Source organism: Terriglobia bacterium, assembly GCA_020072565.1.
Lineage (GTDB): Bacteria > Acidobacteriota > UBA6911 > UBA6911 > UBA6911 > JAFNAG01.
Genome location: JAIQGI010000042.1, coordinates 36,346 through 62,048, shown reverse-complemented (window position 1 = coordinate 62,048; position 25,703 = coordinate 36,346). Strand labels below are relative to the sequence as shown.

Below are 25,703 nucleotides of genomic sequence, written 5' to 3'. Positions count from 1 at the left end.
ACCAGGTCAGACTGCGTTTCGAGCTCGAAAGCATCACAGAGAATACGACCTTCGTCCATCGCAAGCCTTACGGGGCACAATAACATTTTCATGCACCTGGGTGCACCCCCGGTGCATGGGAGACTGCGTTGAGATTTTTTCTTTTTTCCAACCCTACTTGGCTATAATCCGAGCCGTGGATGGAGCCGACCGGACGTATGGGCCGGCGCCGAGGGGCAAGGTACCTGACCATGACAAATGGTTCACCTGCAGCGGGTTTGTCCCGACTCGCAACCGTGTTTTTCATCGCGTGCTTCGCCGGCATCATCTACTTTCTATACCGTGTTTTTGCCCCTTTCCTCTCCGTCCTGATATGGGCCATTGTCCTGGCGGTCATCTTCTTCCCCGTGTTTGATCGTGTTTGCGCCCGCCTGCGCGGGCGACGCGCAGCCGCCGCCTTCATCACTTGTCTGCTGATCCTGCTTCTCATCGTGCTGCCGGTCACCGTTCTTGGAGTTCTGGTCACTCAGCAATCGATCGCTCTTTACCAGAGCATCCAGGAAAATGCGGGCTCTCTGAGCAATGTCACGGCAAAACTGCACGAGCTTCAGTCCAGACCCGCGGTTCAGCGCGTTACGCTTCTGGCACAGAGGTGGCTAGGCGCCAAGGAATTTGACCTGCAGCAGTTTCTGCGTGAGGCGGCCAGCAGCATCAGCAGATTCCTCCTGGACAAAGGTCCGTCGTTCCTCAGAGACGTGGGCAAGATGGTGCTCGACTTCTTTCTGATTTTTATCACCATGTTCTTCCTGCTGCGGGATGGCCCGATGCTGATGGAAATAATCAGGACCTCGAGTCCGCTTCCCGACGCCTACGAATCGGAGCTCATCAAGAAATTTCAGGATGTCAGCTATGCGACCTTTTTCGGTTCGCTGCTGACCGCGGCAGTCCACGGGGGGGCGGCGAGTCTGCTGTTCCTGGTGTTAGGCCTCCCGGCTCCGCTTTTTTGGGGAGCGGTCGTCTCGCTGACATCGCTGGTTCCCATCGTGGGGTCGGCTCTGGTCTGGATTCCCTGGGCCGCTTATCTCATGCTGGCAGGCCAGACGACGCGCGGAATCGTCCTGCTGGCAGTCGGAGGGCTGGTGGTGAGCTCCATCGACAACGTGCTCAAGCCGATGATTATTCAGGGCAGGACCGACATGCATCCCCTCCTGGTGTTCTTCAGTGTGCTCGGCGGTCTGCAGGCATTCGGATTTCTCGGCATCCTGCTCGGACCTCTCCTGGTGGCCCTGTTTATTTCCTTCCTCAATTTCTACCGAGTCGAGTTCCGCGGCGCGCTCCAGCAGAAGGTGTCGGGAGTCAGGAGTCAGGAGTCAGAATAAGGTCAGGTCTCGTGCGTCGATATCTCCATGGTGCGCTGACGGCGTGAACTGGGGTGGTCCCGCATGTCGGTTGGGGACGCCGTGCCATATGCAGGTTTTTCTCCCCACTTCTGAATCCTCGTCGTCTGTCATCCAACCAACAGCATATGGAGATCCATGACATTGGTCCGCGTGGGGCCGGTTACGATCAAATCACCCAGGCGCCTGAAAAACTCGTAGGAGTTGTTGTCATTCAGACAATCGGCGAAAAAGGCAGCGCCGAATCGGAGCGAACGCGCCAGGGCCGTGTTGTCGACGAGAGCGCCGGCGGCATCGGTGGGGCCATCCGTGCCGTCCGTGGCCAGGGAGGCTGCCACACAGGGGGCGGGGAGGTGTGCGAGCCCGCGCACGCAATGGAGCGAGAATTCCTGATTGCGGCCGCCGCTGCCTTTTCCGAGCACCCGGACCGTGGTTTCGCCGCCGCTGATGAGGCAAGCCGGCCGCCGCAACGGCCTCCCCTCGGCCACGATTTCCCTGAGAATGCTCAGATGGAAACGCGCAGCTTCACCGGTGTCGCCTTCGAGGCGGGAGGTGAGCACCAGGGCATGATACCCGAGGCGTCGCGCAGTGCGGGCAGCCGCGCCGCAGGCCTGCGCGTTGCTTCCCACGATGAGATGAATCTTTCTCCGAAAGATCGGATCGCCCGGCCTGGGGTTCTCGGGGATTCGCCCGCCTGCGCCCGCCTTCAGGCGTTTCCTTACCGCGGGGGGAACCAGGTCCTCGATCTGCAGCTTGCGCAGTATCTCCTCGCACTGAAGGAAGGTCGTCGTGTCGGGAACCAGGGGGCCGGAAGCGATGGAGTCCAACTCGTCACCGACTACGTCGGACAGGATCAGTGATATGACGGGAACGGAAGCGAGGAGGCGGGCCAACCCGCCTCCCTTCAGGCTCGAGATGTGCTTGCGGATGGCGTTGGTCTCCCGAATAGTGGCACCGCTGTTCAGGAGCAGGCGGGTGCAGAGGAGTTTTTCTTCCCATGTGATGCCTGGGGCAGGAGCGGCGAGCAATGCCGAGCCGCCCCCGGACAGGAGACAGAACACAAGGTCCCGGGGCGTGATCTGGCTCTCGGCCATGTGGGCGATGCGTGCGCCCGCAGCGACGCTGTTCGCGTCGGGGAGCGGGTGGCCTGCTTCCATCAACTCCAGCTTCTTCAACGGAAGGCTGTGGCCATAGCGCGTGACGAGCACTCCCCCCGTCAAGCGGCCTGCCAGGATCTTCTCCAGGGCCTGGGCCATCGGCGCCGCCGCCTTCCCCGCACCCAGCACCCATACGTGCTTTACCTTGTCCAGATCGAAGCGCCGTTCGCCCACGGCAAGCTCACTGCCGGTCCTGCTCACGAATCTGCGCACCGCCGCCGCCGGGTCCACTGCGCGCAGGGCTGCAGTCCAGATGCAGGCGGCATCGGAGCGAAGCTGATGCTGCCCGCTCATGGCTGGCTCGGGACAGACGGCTGAAGATTGGGCGCGATGTGCTCGAAGATCCGGGAAAAAACGGCGACCACTTGGGGATCGAACTGGCTGTCGGCGCAACGCAGCAGCTCCGCGAGCGCCAGTTTCGGCGCGAGGGCCTTGCGATAGGGGCGGCTCCGGGTCATGGCGTCAAAAGCTTCCGCCACGGCGATAATCCGAGCCCCGAGAGGGATGATGTTGCCCTTGAGGCCGTCCGGATAACCCGCGCCGTCGTATCTCTCGTGATGATGCCGGATGTATTTGAGTACTTCTCCGTCGTCGAGGATGGGTTTCAGGACGTTCTCCGCCACGGCCGAGTGCTCCTGGATCTGACGGTACTCCTCGGTCGTCAGGGAGCCCCGCTTTTGCAGCAGGAGGTCTTCGATGGTGATCATGCCCACGTCGTGAAGGAGCGCAGCCAGATAAACCTTGCGGATGCCGTCCTTGGTCATCTTCAATTCGAGCGCGACGTGGCGCGCGATCTCGGCGACGTTGACGGAGTGCCCCACGTCGAGAGGAGTGCGCAACTCGAGCAGACGAATCAGAATCTGAGTTATGGAATAAAACAGGCGGCTGGTCTGTGCGGCCCGATCCTCTGCCATCTCCTCGAGATATTTTTGAAACTCGCGGTTGGCCTGATCCAGGCGCCTTTTCTCCATGGCCCGATCCGCGGCGACCAGGACCTCGCTCAGGTTGAATGGTTTGACGATATAGTCGAACGCGCCCATCCTGATGGTTTCCATCGCGGTTTCCGCGGTGTTCAGCCCTGTAATCATGATAACCACCGTCAGGGGATGGGAGCGCTTGAACTCCTGAAGCAAGTCGCTCACCGGACGGCCCGGCATGCGAATGTCGGTGAACGCCAGATCGAATTCCTGTGCCGAGAGTTCTGCCAGCGCCTCATCGACGCTCGCTACGACCGTGCATTTGAAGCCAGCGTCTTCCAGGATGGTCCGGAGGATTTCCCGGATGTCTGGTTCATCATCAATGACGAGGACTTGTGCTTTATTATTGGACATATTTCGGCCGCCGGGATGAAACGATGGGTTGACAGCATAGGGACTTCATAGGATCATGATTCCCACTTGCCACAAGGAGAAGCATGCCACAGCAGTTTACAACATTCAGAGAAGCTTGCGATTACAAGGTTGAAGACAAACAGCTCGAGTGCGGCGATTGCCGCCTTTTCGTTTCCGAAGAGCAATTCATCCCCTCGCCCAGTAACTGGGGCACCTGCCCGTATCACTCCCACGCTTTCGTCAAGTACCGGCGCGCCTGCTATTCTTTCGAAAAGAAGGATCCCAAGTAAAGAAGATCCGTTGAATCTCAATGCCGAGGGCGCAGTGGCCGCGGAGATACTGTGGCAAAATCACCGCTCTGCGCCGGTGGCATCGGGCTTTTGCATTTCGGGAGCAGCTCAGTCCCGATCCGCAATGGCAGCGGCCACGATGTTGGCGATCACGCCTCTCAGGTGCGTTACATCACCCTTGCCGTCCGGGTGCAGGCGATTGGTCAAGATGATAATGAACGTCTCCGTGGGTGGATGAATCCACAGCGACGTCCCCGTGAATCCCGTGTGTCCGTAGCCGCCGGCCCACAGATCGCCGCGCGGTGCAGAATAGGCCGTATCGATGTCCCAACCGTAGCCGCGCACCGGCAGTCCACCGGGTGACTGTGGGCTGGTCATGGCCTGAACGGTCGAAGCCGACAGCAAGGGACTGCCCCGCAAGTTGCCGTGATCCAGGAGCATCTGTGCGTAGATCGCCACATCCCGGGCGCTGGAAAATAAACCTGCATGCCCTGCCACGCCACCCATGCGCCATGCCGTCGGGTCATGGACCTCGCCACGAAGCATCCCCGGTGCCGATGCGGGCGCAATTCCTTTCAGGTACTGCAATGAGCGCTCGCGGGACTCGGTCGGCGCGATCCGCTCGAGCCAGGATTCCGGGGGCTTGAACCCAGTCTCGCTCATGCCAAGCGGCTGATAGACTTCCTGTTGGGTGAACACATCCAGGCTCTCGCCGCTGACCGCCCTGACGATTTCGCCCAGGGCGATGAAATTGAGGTCGCTGTAAAGGAATTCCTTTCCCGGCTGCGTCTGTACCGGCAGGCGCCAGAGTTCCTCGAGAGCCGCTTCACGCCCTTCCCAGGGCCTGGAAAGATCGAAGTCTGCAGGCAGGCCGGAGCAATGGGTCAGCAGCTGCCGCACGGTGATATCGTCCTTGCCTCCTCCGGTGAACAACGGCAGGTAACGTTTCACCTTGTCGCCGATGCGCAGACGCCCGTTCTGGGCCAGAAGCATGATGGCGGGAGTCGTGGCCAGCACCTTGGTGAGCGAGGCCATATCGAAGATGGTGTCCGTGGTCATCGCTTCAGTTTGCGGCTGGAGCGCCCGGAAGGCGAAGGCCTTCCAGTAGCCGATCTTTCCGTGGCGTGCGACCAGCACGACAGCACCGGGGGTCTCGCGCGCCTGGATTGCGGCCGCGACCGCATCGTCGATGTGGGACAACTGCGCCGGGCGCAATCCTATCGCTTCGGGAACGGCCTGCGGAAGCCCGCGGTTTTCCTGAGATGCGCCCGGGAATGCCAGGCAGAAGACAAACAGACATGCCAAAATGGTTCGGTTGCCCACTTCGTCTCCTTTGCGGAGGAGTAATTATAATAAGCAAAAGCGGGCACAAAGGGCACGAATAACGTGAAGAAAAAAATCTCAACGCAGAGGACACCGGGAAGAGCTGTCCGAGGATGCCGCCAGATGCACACCGATGCAGTTCATGGGACTCCGAAGTTTTTTTCTGCGTCCTCCGCGTTGAGGTTGCACTCTGTTCGTGTTCTTGGTGGCTGCTCCAGCTTTAACTTCCGATGATACAATCGTTGCGGGGGTGTTTATGAACGAGTTTCGCGGCGTGGATTTCTACCAGGCGGATGATCTTCTTTCGCAAGACGAAAAAATGGTGCGTGAAACCGTGCGCTCCTTCGTCAACGACAAGATTTTGCCGATCATCGATCACCATTTCGAGAGTGCGACTTTTCCTATGCACCTGGTCCCGGAGATGGCTGAAGTGGGCCTGTTGGGCGCGAACCTTCCGGAGGAGTATGGTTGCGCCGGCATGAAGGATGTCGCTTACGGCCTGATGATGCAGGAGCTTGAGCGCGGCGACAGCGCGCTGCGCAGCTTTGCCTCCGTCCAAGGGGCGCTGGTCATGTACCCGATCTACACCTTCGGATCGGAAGTGCAGCGGCGGCACTGGCTGCCGAAGCTGGCACGGGGCGAGGCGATCGGTTGCTTCGGATTAACAGAACCGGACCATGGGTCGGATCCCGCGGGGATGATCACACGTGCGGTGAAGGACGGTGATCGCTGGGTGCTGAACGGCACCAAGTCCTGGATAACCAACGGTACCATCGCCGATGTCGCGGTCGTATGGGCGAGGCTGCACGACGAGGTGCGCGCATTTCTGGTCGAGAAAGACACGAAGGGGTTTGCCGCTCCGGAGATCAAACACAAGCTGTCACTGAGGGCATCCGTCACCTCGCAGCTGATCCTCGAGGATTGTTCCATCCCGGCCGAGAACCTGCTGCCGGGCGCGCAAGGACTCAAATCAGCCTTGATGTGCCTGAATCAGGCTCGATATGGGATCGCCTGGGGCGCGCTCGGGGCGGCCGCCGCCTGCTACCACACGGCTCTGGAATACGCCAAAACGAGAGTGCAGTTCAGCCGCCCGATCGCGGGCTTTCAATTGGTGCAGGAAAAGCTGGCCTACATGCTCACCGAGATAACCAAGGGGCAACTGCTCGCGCTCCAGCTCGGGCGGTTGAAGGAAGCCGGCAAGCTCCATTTCGCTCAGACCTCGCTTGCCAAGCGCAACAACGTCGCCATTGCGCTCGAAAGCGCGCGCCTGGCTCGCGACATACTCGGCGCCAACGGCATCAGTCTGGAGTTTCCCGTGATCCGCCATATGTGCAATCTCGAAACGCTCAAGACTTACGAGGGCACCCATGACATTCACACCCTGATTCTCGGCCAGGCGATTACGGGGTTGGAGGCTTTCACCTGAAAAATCCCAAATAGAGTGATGAGTCATGAGTGATTGGTCAGTTGCTTGCTCGTCACCAAGGGCTCATCACTCATCTGCGGGACAGCGGATCCTCGCGCAGGCTGAGGATCTCACGGATCTTGATCTTGAGAGGCTCCAGGTCGGCAGACTTGATGACATAAGCGTCGGCGGCCCAGGTGAGGAAATCGTCCTGGTAGGAGGAGTAGGCACTATTGAGTATGATGGGAATCTTCCCATGATTGCGGAGGATTTCGGCCATGGCGTCGAGCCCATCCTTATCGGGCATCCGGATATCCATAATGATCAAATCCGGGGTCTCTCTTGCCACACATTCCGTCGCTTCGTTGCCGTTTTTGGCCAGCAGTACGCGATAGCCTTCGGTTTCCATCTCGGCCTGGTACAGCCTGAGCAGGTTCCTGTCATCCTCGACAATCAGGATGGTGTTCATTGCTTCTACTCCTCAAATTGCGCCGCGGCTGCGCGAACCGGCGCTGCGAGCTCGCCCTCGGGATTGATGGCCAGCCGCATGGTGAAGGCAGTTCCCTCTCCGGGCGCGCTCTTGAAGCGGAGAGATCCGTGGTGGTTTTCCACGACCTGACCCACGATGGCAAGCCCCAGCCCTGTACCCGTGGTCTTGGTCGTGAAGAACGGCTTGTACAGCTTGTTCCAGTTCTGCTTCGGGATGCCGATCCCGGTGTCGCGGACCTCGATCTCCAGAAACTCGGTGTCGGCGGAGGTCGTGACGGTAACGGTCCCGCCGGCAGGCATGGCTTCGAGGGCGTTGGATACGAGGTTCATCAGGGCTTGCCGCACCTGGAGTTCGTCGATCCGTGCGATCGGGAGATCGGGTTTGAACCGCAGCATCGTGTGCACGGAACCTCGCTGGGTCTCATCCTGCATCGTGATGAGAACGCTTTGCACCAATGCGTTGACGTCTGTCGGCTTGAACTCCGGATTGGAGATCCTGCGGTAAGCGAGCACCTCCTCGACCAACCTCTCCAGACGGGAGACGTCCGATACGATGAACTCCATTTCTTCTCTTCGGGGATCCTGGTGCGGCATCGTGCGCAGCAGCCTTCTGGCAAAGCCTCCGATGGATGCCAGAGGAGCCCGGATTCTGAATGCCAGCAAGGTAGCCAGCCTGCCCATGGTCGAAAGCCTCTCCACCTTCAGAAGCTGCTGCTGGCTTTCGCGCAAGGTTACGTTTTGGCCCTCGGAGATTTTGATCTGACCCATCAAGCGCTGGTAGAGCCGGGTATTCTGGATGGCTGCGCTCGCTTCCTGGGCGAATATTTCCAGGAGCCTGAGGGTGGCGATGTCGATCGGAACACGTGCGATGGCGTTATCGGCGATCAAGAGCCCCAGATCTTTTTCCGCAAGGAAAAGTGGGGCTACAGCGAACTCATCCGTGCCAAACAGCCGGATCAACTCCTCGTCGACGGGAAGGCCGTGCGGCATGAACACGCCTTTGACAGCACGGGCGGACTCGTGAGACTTCAGGATCCGGACCAGCGGGCTCGTGCCGTCGCCCAGGGGGATCAGTATGCGGGAAACAAGTTCGTTAACCCACCTGTCCTTCTTGATTTCTGTGGTGAGGATGGAGTCCAGAAGGTCGCCCAGGGATTCGTGTTTTTCCTGCAGATCCTGCCAGATTCCGAATGCTTCCTCCGGCGTCTCGGGACCGATGGCGAGCCGGCCGCGCAGCGTCTTCGCCTCCTCATCCAGCAGCAACACGAAAGCGCGATTGAAGCCCAGGCCCCTTCCAGCCGTGACCCCGACGAGGATGATGTACAGCGCCTTCTCTTCATCCACCGTTTTCTGGAGCGCGTGGCTGACGTGGTAGAGGATGGTCAGCTCGGCGAGGCGACCTTCCAGGGAGGCGGCTGCGAAAGCAGACTGGGAAAGATCTTGCACACTCATAGTCCAAAATCTGGAAGCGGATCAAGATCCGCGTTTCCCACACAAATCCACACCCGATCTTCAGGCGTGTCTTCTCCGATAAATCTTCTCATACAGTTGCATGTACTTGCGCGCCGATTCCTCCCAGGACCAGCGCTGCAGCATGTCACGCACCACGAGTCGGCGCCAGCGCTCCGAATCTGCAAAGACGACGAGTGCGCGCTCGATCGTGGTCATCATCTCCGCTGCGGTGTAATCCCTGAAAACAAACCCGGTCCCGCTGTCACTCTGGAGATTGTAATCCGTGATCGTGTCGGCAAGCCCGCCGGTAGACCTCACGATCGGGACCGTCCCGTAACGCAAGCTGTAAAGCTGGTTCAGCCCGCAGGGCTCGTACTTGGAAGGCATCAGGAACATGTCGGCGCCCGCCTCGATCTGATGGGCCAACTGGTTGTCGAACCCGAGTTTGACTGCGATTTTTCGCGGATAGCGGGAGGAGATGTTCTCGAACAGCTCATGGTATTTGATCTGGCCGGTTCCGAGTACGACCATCTGCAGGTCCGCAGCCGCGATTTCTTCGATGGCATCCCCGATCAGATCAAAGCCTTTCTGGTCGGCCAGCCGCGAGATGATCCCGATCAGGGGAACTCTCCCCTTTTGCTGAGGGAGCCTCATGGCCTGCAACAGGGCGGCCTTGCACCTGGCTTTGCCCGAGAGATCCTGAGTGGAATAACGCGCCGCGATCAGCGGGTCAGTCTCCGGGTTCCACTCGTCATAATCGATGCCGTTGACGATTCCGTACAGATCCTTCGCCCTCATTTTCAGGACCCCTTCCAAGCCAGAACCGTATTCGGGACCGGACTGGATCTCCTTCGCATAGGTCTCACTCACGGTATTCACAAGGTCGGCGGTCTCGATGCCAATCTTCATGAAGTTCACCTTGCCCCAGAACTCGAAAGGGGAAGGAGTGGAAAAATGCCTGGGATCGATCCTTGCCCAGCGCAGGGCTTCTTTGGGGTACAGGCCCTGGTAAGCCAGATTGTGAATCGTGAAGAGGCACCCCGTCTGGCGATAAAAAGGGTCATTCAGATGCACTGTGCGTAGCAACCCTGGAATGAGCGCGGTCTGCGAATCGTGACAATGGACCACGTCCACGGGCTGTCCCAGTCTGAGCAGCAGTTCGAGGCCCGCCTTGGCGTAGAAAGCAAGGCGCTGCATGTTGTCCGGATATCCTTCCTTGGTCACCGGGTCGTCATAAACGCCTGCGCGCGAAAAATATCCTCCTCCGCCCAGAAAGAACACTTCCACACCTGTTCCGGGCATGGCTGTTTGGGCAACCTCGACGCGCACGGCGTCTGATCCCACGAGGATGTCGAACGGGGGGACGGTGGCGCTGGGATGGATGCCGAACTGCTCGCGGGCAATTACCTGATACGCGGGCAGGACTACGGTAACCTGCGCGCCTAGTTTCTCGAGCATTTTTGGCAGAGCGCCGACCACATCTGCCAGCCCTCCCACCTTGATGTAAGGCGCAGCTTCAGCAGAGAAGGTTACAATGTGCCTGCGATCCTGTTTTGCCATGCCACCCCTCGGGTACATGCGAACCTGGAATCGGTTTTTTTGCCGCCTGCTCCCGGAGCTCCCGCAAAGAGCTTCTCATGTGACTAATTATAGCTCTACTTCCCGGAGGTATTTGGCCGCTTCTTCCGGCGCCGTGGGGTTGATGTAGAAACCGGTACCCCACTCAAAACCGGCGATGCGGGTAAGGCGAGGCATGATTTCGATGTGCCAGTGGTAGTCGACCGCGATGGTGTCCCAATAAGCGGTACGCTTGGGCATCACCCTCACGTTGGGAATGGTATGTATCAAAAAATTGTAGGGTGGGTCGTTCAGGCATTTCTTGATTCTCGACAGCACTTCCTTGAGCGCAAGCGCCAAGTCATGGATCATGCCGTCGCTGATTTCGGCAAAGCTGTGGTAGTGGTACCGTGGCGCCAAGAAAAGCTCGAAGGGGAAGCGCGAGGCGTAGGGCGCGAGGGCGACGAAACGATCGTTCGATATGACGATGCGCTCCCCGGACTCCACCTCCTGCTCGATGACATCGCAGAAGATGCAACGCTCCTTATAACGGTAGTGGTCTCTTGCCGAGGACAACTCCTGCGCTATAGTGAGAGGCGTAACGGGAGTGGCAATGATCTGGGTGTGCGGGTGCGGGAGGGAAGCTCCTGCGGCCGCCCCGTAATTCTTGAAAATCAGGATGTACTTGAAGCGGAAATCACGCAGCAAATCGATCAGACGCTCGCGATACATCCAGATCACTTTCTTGAGATCCTCGACCGGCATGTCAGCCAGGCTCAGGTCGTGGCGTGGAGTCTCGATGATGACTTCGTGCGCGCCCACCCCGTTCATCCGGTCGTGGATGCCGATGCCTTTGCGATCCAGCTCGCCTTCGATGCGCAGCGCGGGAAACTTGTTGGGGACTACGCGCACCTGCCAGCCTGGGGAATTCGGCCCCCGTCCGTCGTAGCGTATCGCTGCGATCTCCGGAGGCGTCTTGCTCTCGTTGCCCGCGCAGAAGGGACAAAATCCGCCCGCTGTGCCCAATTCCGGCCGCGGGAAATCGTCGGGTCGGCGGCCGCGTTCGGAGGCGATGATGACCCACCGTTTCTGTATCGGATCGTGTCGTAGTTCAGGCATATAGTGGAAGCTTATCGGTAGGTTTCAGGTTTGTGCATTTCTGCTGGAAAGCAGCGATGCCGAATCACAGTGATCAATCTCAAGGTCAACATTAAACTGAAATCCTAACACTCCTTTCCCCCCAATTCAACGCTGCTGCGACACAGACAGCAGGGAAAAAGCCAGCGGCGAACGACACGGCGCGGCATGGCCGCATCCAAAAAACCCAAACGCTGCTGCTTTTTGCCCGCAGTGTCCGGGTCGCACCGTGATGGTGAAGATCCCCGTCGAATTGCCCGCTGCGAGGCATTATGGTTGCGGAAGGATGTGCTGGATGTAGCGCTTGCCCTCGTGATCCATCAGGTGCGCCTTGCCGGCGAAGATGAACTGGATGGGACGTTCGCGATCGGTGGCCATTCTTGCGATGTCCTCGAATTTCTGAAAAACCAGCGGGGCGCGTTTATAGGTCGCGAAACGCCTCGCGAAGCCGATCGTCAGGGCGTCGGGATTCAACAGCGGATCGAGGTGGATAAACTCGGGTTGCGACCGGTGCGCTCCCATGTGCGGAGAGCGGCGCCGCGCGTACTCGATCAGAGCCCGGCGCAGCATGTAGCGGAGCGACCAAAGCTCTTCGTCGGACACAAACTCCGGATCGAGCATTTTCTCCCAGAACGCCTGGGTGTGAATCTCACGGGCCCAGCGCGCGCCGAGCTTGCGCTTCCAGAAGCTGCGCACCGGCCCCTTCATCCAGCCCAGCAAGTGGATGCCGTTTGTGATGTGGCCGATCGGCACTTCGTCCACGGTGCGGTCGGGATAGAGCGAGTGCCACATCTTTCTGCTCACCTGCCCGTGGAGTTCGCTGACCGCGTTTGCGGTGCGGGAAGCCCTCAGGGCCAGGACGGTCATGCAAAAGGTCTCGTTCGCATCCCCCGGATGAATCCGGCCCAGGGCCAGGAATTCCGCCGGGGACGAGGTCATTTGAGGCAGGATTCGGTGGAACGCATAACGCACCAGTTCCGGCGAAAAACGGTCGTGTCCGGCCGCCACCGGTGTGTGAGTGGTGAAGTGGCATTCAGTCCTGGTCGCCTCCAGGGCCTGGGCGAAGGAAGCACCTTGGGCGATCTTCTCTCTCATCAGCTCGGCGGCCAGGAAGGCCACGTGCCCCTCGTTGATGTGATACACCAACGGCTGGACGCCGAGAGCGCGCAGGAGGCGCACGCCGCCGATGCCGAGAAGCAGCTCCTGCATGATGCGGGTCGTGTTGTCGCCTCCGTACACGTGAAGCGTCAGGTCGCGGTAGCGCTGCTCGTTTTCAGGGCGATCGCAGTCCAGCAGGTAGACCTGGCAACGGCCGACATTGACACGCCAGGCCTGGAAGCAGACGCGGCTGAGGTCGATGTCCGCATAGCAGGTAAGCGGGGTGCCGTCGGCTTTCAGGACCGGCTCGACCGGCAGGATCTTGGGATTCAGCAGAGTATAGTACTCGGTTTGCCAGTTATCGTGGTTGATCGCCTGCTGGAAATAGCCCTCGCGATAGTACAGGCTGACACCCACAAAGCCGATTCCGAGGTCACTGGCCGAGCGGGCGTGGTCCCCGGCCAGGATGCCCAGGCCGCCCGCGGCAATGGGCAGAGTCTCGTGAAAGCCGAACTCGGCCGTGAAATACGCCACCGGATGCTTCTGCAATGCGGGCGCGTGCCGCAAACCCCACGTGTTGGTGTCGTTCAAGTAAGCCTCGAAGGATTTGAGCGCCCCGCGCACCTGGGCAGCGAACCTTGGATCCTGCAGGCGCACTCCCAGTTCATAATCCGATACCTCGTGAAGGACCGCGACCGCATTGTGATAGAGGTTCTGCCACCCGCGCGGTGAGAGACCGTGGAAAATATCCTGGCAATCCTGGTTCCACGTCCACCAGAGGTTGCCCGCCAGACGTTTGAGCCTTGTGATCAGCGAGATGATTTCATCCGGCGGAAGACTGACCTTGCCCATCTATACTATCCACTCCTGTTCATCCAGGCGCCAGGGATCGACCGGCACGACCAGGAGGCCCGTGGACGGAAACCTCTCCAGCTCCCGGTCCTTTTCGAAAAGCGCGATGAAGAACCGGATTTCATCCGGCTCCGCGACGCCGAGAGCCTTGAGCGGGATGCCGATCTCCAGAATTTTGGCGCCGGCCACCGTGGGTGCCTGATCCGCGACGGGAGACCTGAACTCGCTGCAGTCCCAGCGCTCGGCGGACCGATCCACCACCATCCGGCATTCCTTAGGCGCCATGAAGTGCAGTCGCACCGACACCTGGGGCGGCAGTTTTTGCAGCCCGCCTGTGAAGTCCAGGCGCATGTAGAATCGAGCGGCGTCGAAGCCGAAATAGACCTTTTCCAGATGGCGCACTACCTGGTGCATCGCTCCGCCGCCGGCAGGAGTGGCAAAACCGGCCGCCAGCCATTCGAAGTAGTCGGTCACCTTGCCATCCAATTGGGGCGTCATGGTGTGAACGGGATTCCGGTACTGCGTCCGGACATCCGCCTTCTTGATGGGAACATCCAGCCCTGCGGGACAGGCTTGACCGAGCAGCCGATAGATGTTTTTGAGATGGCTGCGGAAGAGGGTGTCGAACTCGACGGCGTTCTCCGTCTGGTGGTCGTCGCCGTACCACCAGAACCAGTCGCTCCCTTCGGCAATCATCACTTCCTGGAGGGCCCTGTCCCGTTGCCGCGTGTCCGTGATTTCGCGCTCAAGGCGCGCGAACGCCTGGCGGGCAGCCGTGAGGGCATCCCACGCCGCGTTCTTCTCCGGATGGCCGATCCAGGTGGTAAGGCAGCTGTAAATCCAGCTGCCGGCGGCAATGGTATCGAGCGGCTCCCGGTGTGCCTCCAGGTCGAGAAACTCGGAGAAGGTCACCGTGCGCAGAAAGTCGGCTTCCATCATCCTGCGGTAGAGCAGCGCGAGGAACTCCGCCCCATTTCGGGGGTAATGCTCCCACGCATTCTCTCCGTCGAGGATCACCGGCACCACGTAATGGCGCCCATCATCCGGCAGTGCGTCGTGGATCAAGCGCAGCCGCTGCAGGAAGTCGCCGACGGCCTCGTCGGTGTTCCAGCGCCCGTAGGTGAATCCGATCAGGTCCGAAAGGGCGTGATCGCGGAAGAAGAGGGCCGGCCCCCCGGCGCGGCTCCAGACACAACACCTTTGTTCCGGCGTGAGCGCTCCGCCGCCGTGTCCCGACTTCCTCAATGAATTCAGCAGCACGCCTTCGTCGGATGCCAGCCAGCGCAGCCCTGCTTCCTGAGCTAACGCGGATGCTGCGTCGCTGATGGATCCCTCGGACGGCCACATGCCCCGGGGCGCCTGCCCAAAAACCTCCCGGAAACGACCCTGCGCGCGCGCCACGTGCTCGCGCGCATCCGCCGGGCAGGAGAACTGGTTGGCCGGCAGTGTGATGTCGGGTGTGGCCTCGCGCGCCGAACGGCTGTCGAACAGCAGCGGCAGAATCGGGTGATAATAGGGAGACACGGAGATCTCCACGCCGTGCTCTTCAAGGAGCTTCCGATAGAGGGGAAGAATCCGGCCGATGAAGGCGGCCTGAAGGTCCAGCAAGTGCACCTTCTCCTCCTCCGTGAAGTCCCTTCCCTTGTGGAGCATCGCAGCGATTGCGGGATCGCGCCTCAACTCATTGCCGCACCAGCTGAGGTTGAACCAGACCTGCAAATCGCGGTAATCCTGGCTCGAGTAGCGCTTCAGAGCGGCACTGTATTCGCCCTGGGCGTCAGGCGAGCCGCGCCGATCGAGGAGCTCCTTGTAGCGCGGATAGGGGAGAATCATCTGCTTCCAGGGGAGCTGAAAGAAACTCCGGAGCAGAAAGGACTTTTCTCGCTCATCGAGCTCCGTGGCCTTGCGGAGCGTGAGCGCTGCATAGGTTTCCCGCGCTGAGCCCTGAGCGTAGGCTTCGAGCTGATCCATCATGGAGGGCACGACATTAATGGTGATGTGTATGCCCGGAACCTGGGCCGCCAGAGCGCCCATGTCGTAGTAATCCTTGACGGCGTGGAACCTCGTCCAGGGCAGATAGATCTCGCCGGTCTCCTCATTGCCGTAATCCGGCTGGTGCATGTGCCAGAGAAAAGCGATACACAGCGGCTTCTTCGCCATTGTTTCTCCTGTGAGGGCGAATAACTCTAACCGCTCCCACGGCGTAAATACAAGGGGGACGACGCCTGAAATGCACCGCACTCTCTGCTGCCCTCCACGGCCTATGCGTCAATCTTTTGCTTTTCAATATTATTTGCAGTGCAGGGTTCGCGGATCCCCTGATGACGAATGCCTGGCTTTGTCCTTGGTCGCCGGGTTGGGGGGCCGGGATCGTGCGACTGGCGCGGATTTCGCTTGACTGGCTCCGCGAGGCAATGCTAATCGTCATTGCATATTCGATCCAACAGCAGTGATCCCAACAAAGGAGGAAAACTCTTTGAACAAAGGAGACCTGGTAGGGAAGATTGCCAAGGACGCGGGAATTACCAAGCGTCAGGCTGAAGCGGTATTCAACTCTCTGATTGGAGGCATCAAGTCCTCCATGAAAAAGGGTCAGAAAGTCACAATCGTCGGTTTCGGCACCTTCTCCGTCGCTAAGAGAAAGGCGCGCAAAGGACGAAATCCCCAGACCGGCGCACCGATCAAGATCGCGGCGCGCAAGGTTCCCAAATTCACTCCGGGGAAAGAGCTGAAAGGCGCTGTAAAATAGCCGTGCGCAGCCGGCAGCATCGCAAGATCGGCCTGCCGGCCGGACCGCGGCACAAAAAAAGCGGCAGGCAGTGGCACTCGGAGCCGCTGCCTGCCGCCAACTGCCTGTTGGAGACCACCTTCTAGTTCTTGCTTACGAAGTCTGCAAATTCGCGGAGCTTGCAGGAGCGATAGGGGCTGCGCAGCTTCAAAAGCGCTTTCTCCTCGATCTGGCGGATCCGCTCGCGCGTGACCTGGAACATCTCACCCACCTCCTGCAACGTGTACTCCTTCCCCGTTTCGTTCAGGCCGTACCGCATGCGTACGATCTCCTGCTCGCGGGCAGACAGGGTCTGAAGCGCCGCGTCCGTTACCTCGCGCAGGCTGTGCCTCATGACGTCGTCGTCCGGGGAAATTGCGGTCTTGTCTTCGATGAACTTGTTCAGTACCGCATCCTTGTTGTCGGAGATCGTGGACTCCAGCGAGATGGGTTCCTGAGCTGCCTTGAGAATCTGGGTGACCTTGGACACCGGGGTCTTCAGCTCCTTCGCCAGCTCGTGCACGCTGGGTTCGCGTCCCATGCGCTTCGACAACTCATTCGAAGTCTTCAGCACCCGGTTCATGGCCTCGACCATATGGACCGGGATCCGGATGGTCCGTCCCTGATCCGCGATCGCACGGGTGATACTCTGACGAATCCACCAGGTCGCATAGGTGGAAAACTTGTGGCCCAGGCGATAGTTGAACTTGTCGACGGCCTTCATCAGCCCGATGTTTCCTTCCTGGACCAGGTCAAGCAGATCGAGGCCCGGATACGAATAGTTCTTCGCGATGCTGAGCACCAGCCTCAGATTGGCGCGGACAAACTCGTCCTTGGCCCGGGCCATCTCCGCCTTGTTTTCGTTGATCAGGTTGACGATCTTGCGCAGCTCGCCGGCGTCCGTCAGATACTCGGTTTCCAGGGCTCTGCGGCGGGCCCGGGCGGCGCGAATGCTGCTCGCGGCCTTTTCTGCCGATCTCCTGGACATGCCGCTGACCTTCTCGCTCCACTCCATCCGGTTCAGCACATCCTGCAAGCCGCCCACGAGGTGATTGATCTGGTTTTCGGTGAGCTCGATCTTCGAGAGCGTCTGAAAAACCGCCTCGCGGCAATGCCTGATTTTGGCAAGCTCTTTGGTGCGGCTGCCGGCGCGGACTCCTTGGCGCTTCATGTTGAGCTTCATCTCGCGATAACGCTTTTCGAGCCGCTCGAGCCGCTGCATGATGCGGCGGATCTCCTGTTCGCGAGCGCGATTGCGCTCCTCCAGCGACACCTCGCTCTCAGTTTCGTGTTGGATCTCCGGGCCGTTGGGCGCCACTGCGCTCTGGATCATGGAAGCCGGCTGCAACTCCGCGCCCAGCTCCATCAATCTGGCCGAGCTGATCGAGGTCAGGGAAAGGAGTCGAAGCGTATTGATCTTGGCCGCCTCGATCTTTTTCGCCAGGTAGACCTCCTCCTCACGCGTAAGCAGAGGAATTTTGCTCATGCTTCGATAGTAAATATAGAGCGGATCCGCCGAAGGAGCAGATTCCCCCTTGACCACAGGCCGGTCCTCCGAGGGCACGCGGCTGAAACGTACACGATCGACGTAGTTGGCCCGGGTCACACCGGAAAACTCATCGTCGGTTCCGGCTTCTTCTTCCATATCGCCCGAATCGTAGAGATCCGCGCTCTCCGTGACTTCATCTTCTTCTAATTCGATCATAATAGTCGACGCCCCAACCCTGGAATCAGACTTGTAAGGCAACGTGTTAACACCTTCCTTTGGAATTACTTAGGAGCATCCTGGAAGCTCCCGTTCCGGGTACCCCTCCCTGCCCGAGAAAACTATCACGACTAATAGATAGCGGGGGGCAGGAAATAGTTTCAAAAAGCGGGAGTTTTTTTGTGCCCATAAAATCACAATTCTTCAACGCCATGCCCCACTCCTACCAGGGGTAATAGGTTTATACGCCGGATTCGGAAATGGGTTCCACAATATTTATGAACTTTTTTGTCCAATTTTGCCGGCTTGCCTGCAATTGACGCGAAAAAATGATGACTCAGATGCTCGCCCGGCGGCCGGAAATCTGAAATGTGCTGCGGTCTCGGCGACCTGAGCCCACCCTGCGTTGAGATCTGCTGAATGCGGCTGTACCGTGCAATTCTCATCGAGGCAGCTTCTTGCCGCAGTGGCTAAATCCCGGCCATTGCAGAGTGAAAGTTGACGAGCCGTGCTAAATTCACTAATATTCCGTTTTTTGTGAGCCAATCTCGGGAGGTTCAGGCGTGATAGAAGTAGATCATCTGACCAAGGTTTACAACGGCCGCAAGGCAGTGGACCAGATTTCCTTCACTGTCCAGAAGGGCGAGATTCTCGGACTCCTGGGGCCAAACGGGGCAGGCAAGACCACCACGATGCGCATCCTTACCTGCTACATGCCGGCTACCGATGGCACTGCGCGCGTCGCCGGATTCGATGTTTTTGAGGAGAGTCTGGAGGTCAGGCGCCGGATCGGCTATCTGCCGGAAACACCTCCTCTTTACCCGGAAATGGCGGTCGAATCCTATCTGCACTTCGTGGCCAAGATCAAGGGGGCTCCTCCATCGCAGCGCAAGGCGATGGTTGACGATGCGATGCAGAAATGTGCCATCGGAGATGTCCGCCACCGAATCATCAGCAAGCTCTCCAAGGGATACAAGCAGCGGGTGGGCCTGGCGCAGGCACTGCTCAAAAATCCCGAGGTGCTCATTCTGGATGAGCCCACGATCGGCCTGGACCCCAAGCAGATTTTTGAAGTCCGCTCTCTCATCAAGGGTCTTGCGGGAGATCACACCGTCATTTTGTCGACCCACATCCTTCCTGAAGTGAGCATGACCTGCAACCGGGTGGTCATCATCAACAATGGCAAGGTCGTTGCCATGGATACTCCTACTGGGCTGACAAACCAGATGAAGGGTGCCGAGAAGATTGCCCTGTCGGTGGACGGCCCCAGAAATGCAGTGATCGAGAAGCTCAAAAGCATCAGCGGAGTGCTGAGTGTGAAAGCGGAGGGCGAGGAAGACGGGGCGCCCTCGAACTACCTCGTCGAGTGCAAACTCGAGACCGATTTGCGCCGCTTGCTCGCCAAGGAGGTCGTTTCCCAGGGATGGGGCTTGCTCGAGTTGCGCGGCGTATCCATGAGCCTCGAAGATGTCTTCATTAACCTCGTGACACAAGAATAATGCGGGCGGCGATCTCCGCGGAACCTGCCCCGGGCTTGAGGATTTTGCTATGAAAAACATTCTGGCTATCTGGCAGCGTGAGATGAAGAGTTACTTCGTCTCCCCCATAGCCTATGTGGTGCTGACGGTTTTTCTTTTCATTGCCGGCTTTTTTTTCTACACCATCCTGACGGCATGGGTTCAACAGACCATGATGCAGGCGGCATACGGTCAGGGCTCGTCTCCCGTGGACGTGCCCGGCATGGTGAGCCGGAGCTTCTTCGGCACCATCAGCGTGGTTCTCCTTTTCATGATTCCGATGCTGACGATGGGGCTGTTCGCTGAAGAAAAGAAGCGCGGCACGATTGAGCTCCTGCTCACGACCCCCGTCGGCAATCTGCAGGCCATGATGGGGAAATACCTGGCCAGTCTGACCTTTCTGTTGATTATGTTCCTCGCCAGCGGCATCACGATTTCCGCCCTCTTTATTTATGGACAGCCCGATTGGAAGCCGATCCTGGCGGGCTACCTCGGGCTGATCCTTTATGGAGCGGCTCTGCTGGCGGTGGGTCTTTTCATCTCCACGCTCACCGAAAACCAGATTGTCGCCGGCGTGATTACTCTCGGCGTCATCCTCGTTCTCTGGTTGATCGATGCCCTGGCATCGGGCGTGCAGGGCATGATGAAGGATGTGATCAGTTATTTGTCAGTCATCAGCCATTTGGACGATTTCATCAAAGGCGTGATCGATACAACGCATGTGATCTTCTATCTCACATTCGCGTTTTTTGGACTTTTCCTTACGTATCGCTCGCTTGAATCGCTGCGGTGGAAAAGCTAATGAGCAAACTCTTGCAAAAGCTGGATATCGTAGGCGTGCTGCTGCTGGTAGCCGCGGTCCTGTATTACTCGGTGAACAACATCTTCGACAAGTGGGCGATTGGGCTGGCCCTGTTGGGCGGCGCTTCGATCGTCGCCGGGGTCATCGCCAACTACAAGCAGATCATGCTGACCCTCGGCAAACGCTCGACGAAGTATTTCACCAACTATGTAGTCTCTGTCGTGCTCGTGCTTGGCCTTGCGGCGGGGCTCAACTTCATCGGCCAGAGGCACTCGAAGCGCTTTGACCTGACTGCGATGGGCCGGTTCACACTCGCGCCTCAAACCGCGCAGATACTCAGCAAGCTCAGCAAGGATCTCGAGATCAAGGTGTTCTTCCCGGGCGGGGATTACCCCCCCATGAAGGAACTCCTGACTCAGTACCGGGCCGCCAATCGCCATGTGCGCTTCGAGTTCGTCGATCCCGACAAACGCCCTGAGGTCGCCAAACAGTATGGCGCCACCGAATACAGAACGTTTCAGAATCCCTTCACGGGCTCCACACTCAAGACCGGAACCGTCGTGATCCTTTATGAAGGACGGCAGGAGAAAATCGAGAAACGCGATCAGGAGATTCGCGAAGAGGATCTGACCAATGCCATCATCAAGGTTCAAAGGACCGAGTCCAAAACCGTTTATTTCATCCAGGGGCACGGCGAGAAGGATCCGACCAGCACCGAACGCGACGGCTACTCGTTCGTAAAGAAGGCTCTGGAAGATCAGGGTTACAAAGTGCAAACCGTGAATCTGGCGGCGGAAGGGAAAATTCCCGCCGATGCCAAAGTGCTGGTCGAGGCGGGTCCAAAGTCGGAGCCTTTTCCTCAGGAACTGGCATTTCTGAATGACTTTCTGAATAAGGGAGGCGGATTTCTGGTGCTGCTCAGCCCTGCCCCGGCTCCATCTCTGGATTCTCTCTTGAAGGGCTGGGGAGTGCAAGCGGACAACGACATCATCCTTGATGTGAGCGGCATCGGACGGCTCATGGGCGCAGGTCCAGCTGTTTCCCTGGTTACAGGTTACGAAACCCACAGAATTACGGATCGATTCAGGGAGACGACCTTTTTCCCGCTCGCGCGTTCGGTTGCGGCGGCGAAAGATTCAGTCGCCGGGGTGACTGTGGAGACTCTGTTCAAGAGCAATCAGAATAGCTGGGGCAAAACGGACTTAAAAAGCATTCAAAGCGGAGGGGAAGTAAAGGTCGGGGAAAAGACAGATCTGAAAGGCCCGCTGTCTCTGGCCGTTGCCGTAGCCAAGGAGGTGAAAGCCTCTTCGGACACCAGCCCCGCTTTGAAAGCGCGCATGGTCGCAGTCGGCAATTCGGATTTTGCGATCAATGCCAACTTTGGAGCCGGCGGCAACGGCAACCTGTTCCTGAACATGGTCAGCTGGCTGGCGCAGGATGAAGACCTGATCTCGATACGGCCCAAGGCCCCCGAGGATCGCAAGGTGATCATGTCGCAGAGCCAGCAGACGACGCTTCAGATCCTGGTGCTGGCGCTCCTCCCGGGTGCCGTACTCGTAGCCGGTATCATCGTCTGGACTCGCCGGAGAAAATAGCATGCGCTTCAAGGGTACCTTGATTCTCCTGGTCTTGTGCCTGGGTTTGGGGGCATTCCTGTATTTCTACGAAATCAAAGGCGGGGAACAGCGCAGCAAGGCGAAAGAGGGGGAGAACGTCGTCTGGAAGGTGCCGGCCGATGACGTGCAACAGGTAGACCTGATCACACCTGCGCAGCATATCACGGTCGTGCGCACCGGGGACAAACAGTGGAAAATCACCGCCCCGCGGCCTCTGGATGCGGACGCGGACGAGATCAACCGCCTGGTGAGCTCCGCGTCGGACATCAGTCGCGAGACGGTCATAGAGGAAAACGCTGCCAACCTGGCGCCGTTCGGCCTGGATCCCGCCCAGACGACCGTGGCGCTCAAGACCAAGGACGGCAAGGTTCGCGAGATCCGCTTCGGCACAACCAATCCCACGGGCAATTCCACCTACGCCGCCCTCCAGGGGAAGAACCAGGTCATGCTGGTGGCCGGCTACGTTGCCAGCGCCTTCACCAAAAAGCTCGATGATCTGCGCAACCATGCCATCCTCAGCTTCGAGCAGTTTCAAACCCAGTCGCTGGATCTGCAGACCGCCAAAGGCAAAATGACTATGGCAAAAGAAGGCGACCGATGGTACTTCCAGGGGACGGAGAAGTGGGCAGCCGACTCTTCCGCAGTCAACAGCCTCCTGGGCGATCTCGCCAACGGGCGCATCAAGGAGTTTCTGGAGGACAGCCCTGAGGACTATGCCGGCCTTGGCCTGGACAAGCCGGTCGTGGACGTCCGCCTGACGGTGGGCAAAGACAAGGCAATCAAGCACCTCGTGATCGGACTGGAGAAAGCCAAGCTGGTCAAGAAAGGCCAGGGCAAGAGCAAGCCGGAGGAGAAAAAGGGCGACGAGAAAAAGGCCGAAAACGCAGCCCCGGTGCTTTACATTGCGCGCGACGAAAGCCGCCCTGAGTTGTTTTTCGTCGAGAAGGAGTTTGTCGACAAGTTTCTGAAATCCCCCGCGGACTTGAGAGACAAAGCGCTGGCTGTATTCCAGCGTTTCGACATCGACTCAATATCCGTCACGAACACCAAGGGCACCGTGAACCTCACCAAGGCGCAATCGGGCGACTGGCAGGTGGGGAGTGGCAAGAAGAAGGCGAAATGGGATGCCGTCAACGAGATTTTTGACGCCCTGGAAAAACCGGTCAAGGAATTCGTCGATGAACCCGGAGCACTCTCGAAGTATGGGCTCGACAAACCCGTCACTCACGTTGTGCTTCAGCAGGGCGGAAATGTGAGAGTCGACTGCATCTTCGGCAAAGAAGCCAAAAATGGCGTGTATGCCCAGATCCAGGGCGAACCTTATGTCAAAGTAGCGGACAAGGAAAGCCTGGACAAGCTGGCCAAGGGCGAGCAGGAGTATCTGGAGCCGCCACCGGCACCGGCGCCTGCCGCGCCTAAGAAATAGGCTTGGGATAGAGTCACGGCGAAAAAGTCTCCACGCACAGGGCGCTGAGAACGCGGTGAATAATCGCGTTGTTTCATGAAGAGATCCGCGGAATTTGAGGCAGTTTTTCTTCGGGGCCTCCGCGTTGGGAATCCGTGCTCTCGTAGTTCGTTCCGGCCGACTGCTTGATATTTAGCTGTCGTTCGATTAACATGAGTCAGCTAGCTTTGAAAAAAGTGGGCTTGGTTTTGCCCACTTTTTTATTTAGGGGTCATTGAAATGACGGCCGGGACGGAAATGAACCAGAGGGAGAATCTGGAAGCCAAGATTCAGGGCTGCGCCGAGCAGCTTGCGGCATCGATGGAGTTTGAAATCGTCCTCGTTGAAATCAAAGGTGGCAGCAACCGCCCCATAGTGAGAACATATATAGACCGACCTGGGGGCGTTACCCTGGCTGATTGTGAACGCTTTAGCAAGCGGCTTTCCGTGCTGCTGGACGTCGAGGACTGGATACCATTCAGCTACACCTTGGAAGTATCGTCGCCGGGATTGGATCGGCCCCTCGTAAAGGAAGCGGATTTTCTGCGTTTCGCCGGGAAGCATGCCCGGGTGCGCACACGCAGTCCTATTGAAGGGCAAAGGAATTTCAAGGGTAAGATTCTCGGGGTGGCCCAGAGCAGGGTGGAGCTCGAATTGGCTCAGGGAAGGAAGGCCGACATCGCTGTTGAAGATATCGAGAAAGCGAATCTCATGATTGAGATTTAGGGGACAGGCCCCGGGGGTTTTGACTATGTCAAACATCATCACTCAAACCATCGAGCAGATAAGCAAGGAAAAGAACATCGATCCCAAGGTCATCATCGATGCGTTGGAAGATGCCATGGTGGCCGCGGCTCGAAAAAACTACAAGACCAACGAGGACATCAACGCGCGGTTTGACTCCGAAACCGGGATGGTGGAGATCTTTGCCGTGTATCGCGTCGTCGAGCATGTCGAAAATCCAAGCCTGGAAATTTCCCTGGAGGAAGCGAAGAAGATTGATGAGAGCCTGGAGCTGGATGACACGGTCGAGATGCCCAAGCCCATGGACGTGCTGGGGCGGATCGCCGCACAAACCGCGAAACAGGTGATTCTGCAGAAGGTCCGCGAGGCGGAACGCCAGAACATCTTCAACGAGTATTCTCAGAAGATCGGCGAGCTGGTCAACGGCGTGATCAAGCGCTTCGAAGGCCCGGACATGATTGTCGACATCGGAAAAACCGAGGCACTGCTGCCGCTGCGCGAGCAGTCGCGGGCCGAGACCTACAAGCAGGGAGAGCGCGTGCGCGCCGTTATCGTCAAGGTCCTCCCGGTTGCCAAAGGACCCCAGGTAATTCTCTCGCGCACGGATTCGCAGCTGCTGATCCGCCTGTTCGAGATGGAGATCCCGGAAATCTACGACGGCACCATCCTGGTCAAGAACGCCGTCCATGAACCGGGTGATCGTGCCAAGGTCGCGGTAGCGTCGCTGGACCGCGATGTCGATCCCGTGGGCGCATGCGTGGGCATGAAAGGTTCGCGCATCAACTCCATCATCCGCGAGCTGCGCGGCGAGAAGATCGACATTGTGCAGTGGTCCGATGATGCCGCGCAGTATGCCGCCAATGCCCTAAATCCGGCCAAAATCTCCAAGGTTCTGATCATCGATCCCGCCGAGAAACGAATGGAGGTCATCGTCGAGGAAAAACAGCAGTCCCTGGCGATCGGAAAGAAGGGGCAAAACGTGCGTCTGGCATCAAAGCTGATCGGATGGCAGATCGACGTCAAGAGCGAAGAACAGAAGAAACAGGAAGTGCTCAGCGTCATGGAGTCGCTCACCTCGTCATCCACCACGCTGGGCGAGCTGGAGGGGATCAGCGACCGCATTCTCGAAAAACTGCGCGAAGCCGGAATTGAAAACGTCGAGAGAATCCTGGAACTGGGCGAAAGCAAGCTCATCGAGATCCCGGGTGTGGGTGAGAAGACGGCGGCAAAGATCATGGAAGCCGCGCGTGACCTCTTTGAAGAGGTAGAGATCGAGGTCCCCGAAGGAATCGAGTTGCCCACGGCGATCCAAGCCCCCGGAACGCAGGAAACGGGACAGCCGGCGCCGGCGGGCGAGACGACTGAGCCGGAAAAAGCGGTGGAGGAAGCCGAATCTGGTGCGGCGGGCGCAGATCAGGCAGGAAACGGGACAGCGGCACCCGCGGCCGCGCCCGATGAGCCCGCAATAGAAGCCGGTCCCGACTCCCCGGAAGGGGAGGACAAGAGCGATTGACGGAGCCAGCCTGGTACTCCCGATGCGGCCGGCGTTGGGTCCGGCGGCCAGAAACCACAGGCGGTTGAAAACCGGGGTCTTTTTGATCTAAGATGGTCGTTTGAGCTCTGCTCTGGGGACGGTTCCGA

At 58.7% G+C, this 25,703-nt stretch carries 20 protein-coding genes; 10 read left to right on the top strand and 10 right to left on the bottom strand.

The genetic code is table 11. The features are described 5' to 3' along the window. Window positions 1-257 precede the first annotated feature (257 nt). Window positions 258-1,358 carry an AI-2E family transporter gene (locus LAP85_21790; protein MBZ5499039.1) on the top strand — a complete coding sequence of 367 codons (1,101 nt, stop codon included), beginning with the start codon at window positions 258-260 and terminating at the stop codon, window positions 1,356-1,358. A 128-nt stretch (window positions 1,359-1,486) separates the two neighbouring features. Here the strand turns inward: LAP85_21790 and LAP85_21785 are convergent, their stop codons facing one another. Continuing rightward, window positions 1,487-2,827, bottom strand: coding sequence for a glycerate kinase (locus tag LAP85_21785; protein ID MBZ5499038.1), 1,341 nt, complete (start codon window positions 2,825-2,827; stop codon window positions 1,487-1,489). After that, complete coding sequence (locus LAP85_21780; protein ID MBZ5499037.1) at window positions 2,824-3,864, bottom strand: response regulator; 1,041 nt, start codon at window positions 3,862-3,864, stop codon at window positions 2,824-2,826. The genes LAP85_21785 and LAP85_21780 overlap by 4 nt, the downstream gene beginning before the upstream one ends. An 83-nt stretch (window positions 3,865-3,947) precedes the next feature. Between LAP85_21780 and LAP85_21775 the strand changes: the two genes are divergently transcribed. Continuing rightward, window positions 3,948-4,154 carry a hypothetical protein gene (locus tag LAP85_21775; GenBank protein ID MBZ5499036.1) on the top strand — a complete coding sequence of 69 codons (207 nt, stop codon included), beginning with the start codon at window positions 3,948-3,950 and terminating at the stop codon, window positions 4,152-4,154. A 108-nt stretch (window positions 4,155-4,262) separates the two neighbouring features. Here LAP85_21775 and LAP85_21770 read toward each other — a convergent pair whose 3' ends face one another. Then, window positions 4,263-5,477 (bottom strand): serine hydrolase, encoded by a 1,215-nt coding sequence (locus tag LAP85_21770; GenBank protein ID MBZ5499035.1) that lies wholly within the window; start codon window positions 5,475-5,477, stop codon window positions 4,263-4,265. A 256-nt stretch (window positions 5,478-5,733) separates the two neighbouring features. Between LAP85_21770 and LAP85_21765 the strand changes: the two genes are divergently transcribed. Then, entirely contained in the window at window positions 5,734-6,903 is a 1,170-nt protein-coding gene (locus LAP85_21765; GenBank protein MBZ5499034.1) for an acyl-CoA dehydrogenase family protein, read from the top strand. A gap of 70 nt (window positions 6,904-6,973) precedes the next feature. Here the strand turns inward: LAP85_21765 and LAP85_21760 are convergent, their stop codons facing one another. The 6 genes from LAP85_21760 to LAP85_21735 form a co-directional block, all read right to left on the bottom strand. Beyond that, on the bottom strand, window positions 6,974-7,351 hold the full coding sequence (locus tag LAP85_21760) for a response regulator (protein MBZ5499033.1): 378 nt from the start codon (window positions 7,349-7,351) through the stop codon (window positions 6,974-6,976). 5 nt (window positions 7,352-7,356) lie between these two features. Further along, complete coding sequence (locus LAP85_21755; GenBank protein ID MBZ5499032.1) at window positions 7,357-8,823, bottom strand: hypothetical protein; 1,467 nt, start codon at window positions 8,821-8,823, stop codon at window positions 7,357-7,359. 60 nt (window positions 8,824-8,883) lie between these two features. Next, window positions 8,884-10,383, bottom strand: a complete 1,500-nt coding sequence (glgA, locus tag LAP85_21750) for a glycogen synthase GlgA (protein ID MBZ5499031.1) — start codon at window positions 10,381-10,383, stop codon at window positions 8,884-8,886. Between the two features lie 87 nt (window positions 10,384-10,470). After that, the gene (gene galT, locus LAP85_21745; GenBank protein MBZ5499030.1) at window positions 10,471-11,499 is read right to left on the bottom strand and encodes a galactose-1-phosphate uridylyltransferase; all 1,029 of its coding nucleotides are present in this window, start codon (window positions 11,497-11,499) and stop codon (window positions 10,471-10,473) included. Between the two features lie 288 nt (window positions 11,500-11,787). Then, a complete protein-coding gene (gene glgP, locus LAP85_21740) occupies window positions 11,788-13,467 on the bottom strand; it encodes an alpha-glucan family phosphorylase (GenBank protein MBZ5499029.1) in 1,680 nt (559 codons plus the stop codon). Next, a complete protein-coding gene (locus LAP85_21735) occupies window positions 13,468-15,627 on the bottom strand; it encodes a glycoside hydrolase (GenBank protein MBZ5499028.1) in 2,160 nt (719 codons plus the stop codon). It abuts the gene before it with no gap. Window positions 15,628-15,943: 316 nt separating this feature from the next. On the opposite strand from LAP85_21735, the gene LAP85_21730 reads away from it, so the two are divergent. Further along, window positions 15,944-16,216 carry an HU family DNA-binding protein gene (locus tag LAP85_21730; GenBank protein ID MBZ5499027.1) on the top strand — a complete coding sequence of 91 codons (273 nt, stop codon included), beginning with the start codon at window positions 15,944-15,946 and terminating at the stop codon, window positions 16,214-16,216. A 121-nt stretch (window positions 16,217-16,337) separates the two neighbouring features. Here LAP85_21730 and LAP85_21725 read toward each other — a convergent pair whose 3' ends face one another. Beyond that, on the bottom strand, window positions 16,338-17,939 hold the full coding sequence (locus LAP85_21725; GenBank protein MBZ5499026.1) for a sigma-70 family RNA polymerase sigma factor: 1,602 nt from the start codon (window positions 17,937-17,939) through the stop codon (window positions 16,338-16,340). 563 nt (window positions 17,940-18,502) lie between these two features. Between LAP85_21725 and LAP85_21720 the strand changes: the two genes are divergently transcribed. From LAP85_21720 to nusA, 6 genes are all read left to right on the top strand, one after another. Then, window positions 18,503-19,438 (top strand): ABC transporter ATP-binding protein, encoded by a 936-nt coding sequence (locus LAP85_21720; protein MBZ5499025.1) that lies wholly within the window; start codon window positions 18,503-18,505, stop codon window positions 19,436-19,438. Between the two features lie 49 nt (window positions 19,439-19,487). Continuing rightward, entirely contained in the window at window positions 19,488-20,258 is a 771-nt protein-coding gene (locus LAP85_21715; GenBank protein ID MBZ5499024.1) for an ABC transporter permease, read from the top strand. Next, entirely contained in the window at window positions 20,258-21,853 is a 1,596-nt protein-coding gene (locus LAP85_21710; GenBank protein ID MBZ5499023.1) for a GldG family protein, read from the top strand. The genes LAP85_21715 and LAP85_21710 overlap by 1 nt, the downstream gene beginning before the upstream one ends. A 1-nt stretch (window position 21,854) precedes the next feature. After that, on the top strand, window positions 21,855-23,300 hold the full coding sequence (locus LAP85_21705; GenBank protein ID MBZ5499022.1) for a DUF4340 domain-containing protein: 1,446 nt from the start codon (window positions 21,855-21,857) through the stop codon (window positions 23,298-23,300). A gap of 276 nt (window positions 23,301-23,576) precedes the next feature. After that, window positions 23,577-24,044, top strand: coding sequence for a ribosome maturation factor RimP (locus LAP85_21700; GenBank protein ID MBZ5499021.1), 468 nt, complete (start codon window positions 23,577-23,579; stop codon window positions 24,042-24,044). A 25-nt stretch (window positions 24,045-24,069) separates the two neighbouring features. Then, window positions 24,070-25,575 (top strand): transcription termination factor NusA, encoded by a 1,506-nt coding sequence (nusA, locus tag LAP85_21695; protein ID MBZ5499020.1) that lies wholly within the window; start codon window positions 24,070-24,072, stop codon window positions 25,573-25,575. Window positions 25,576-25,703: the final 128 nt, after the last annotated feature.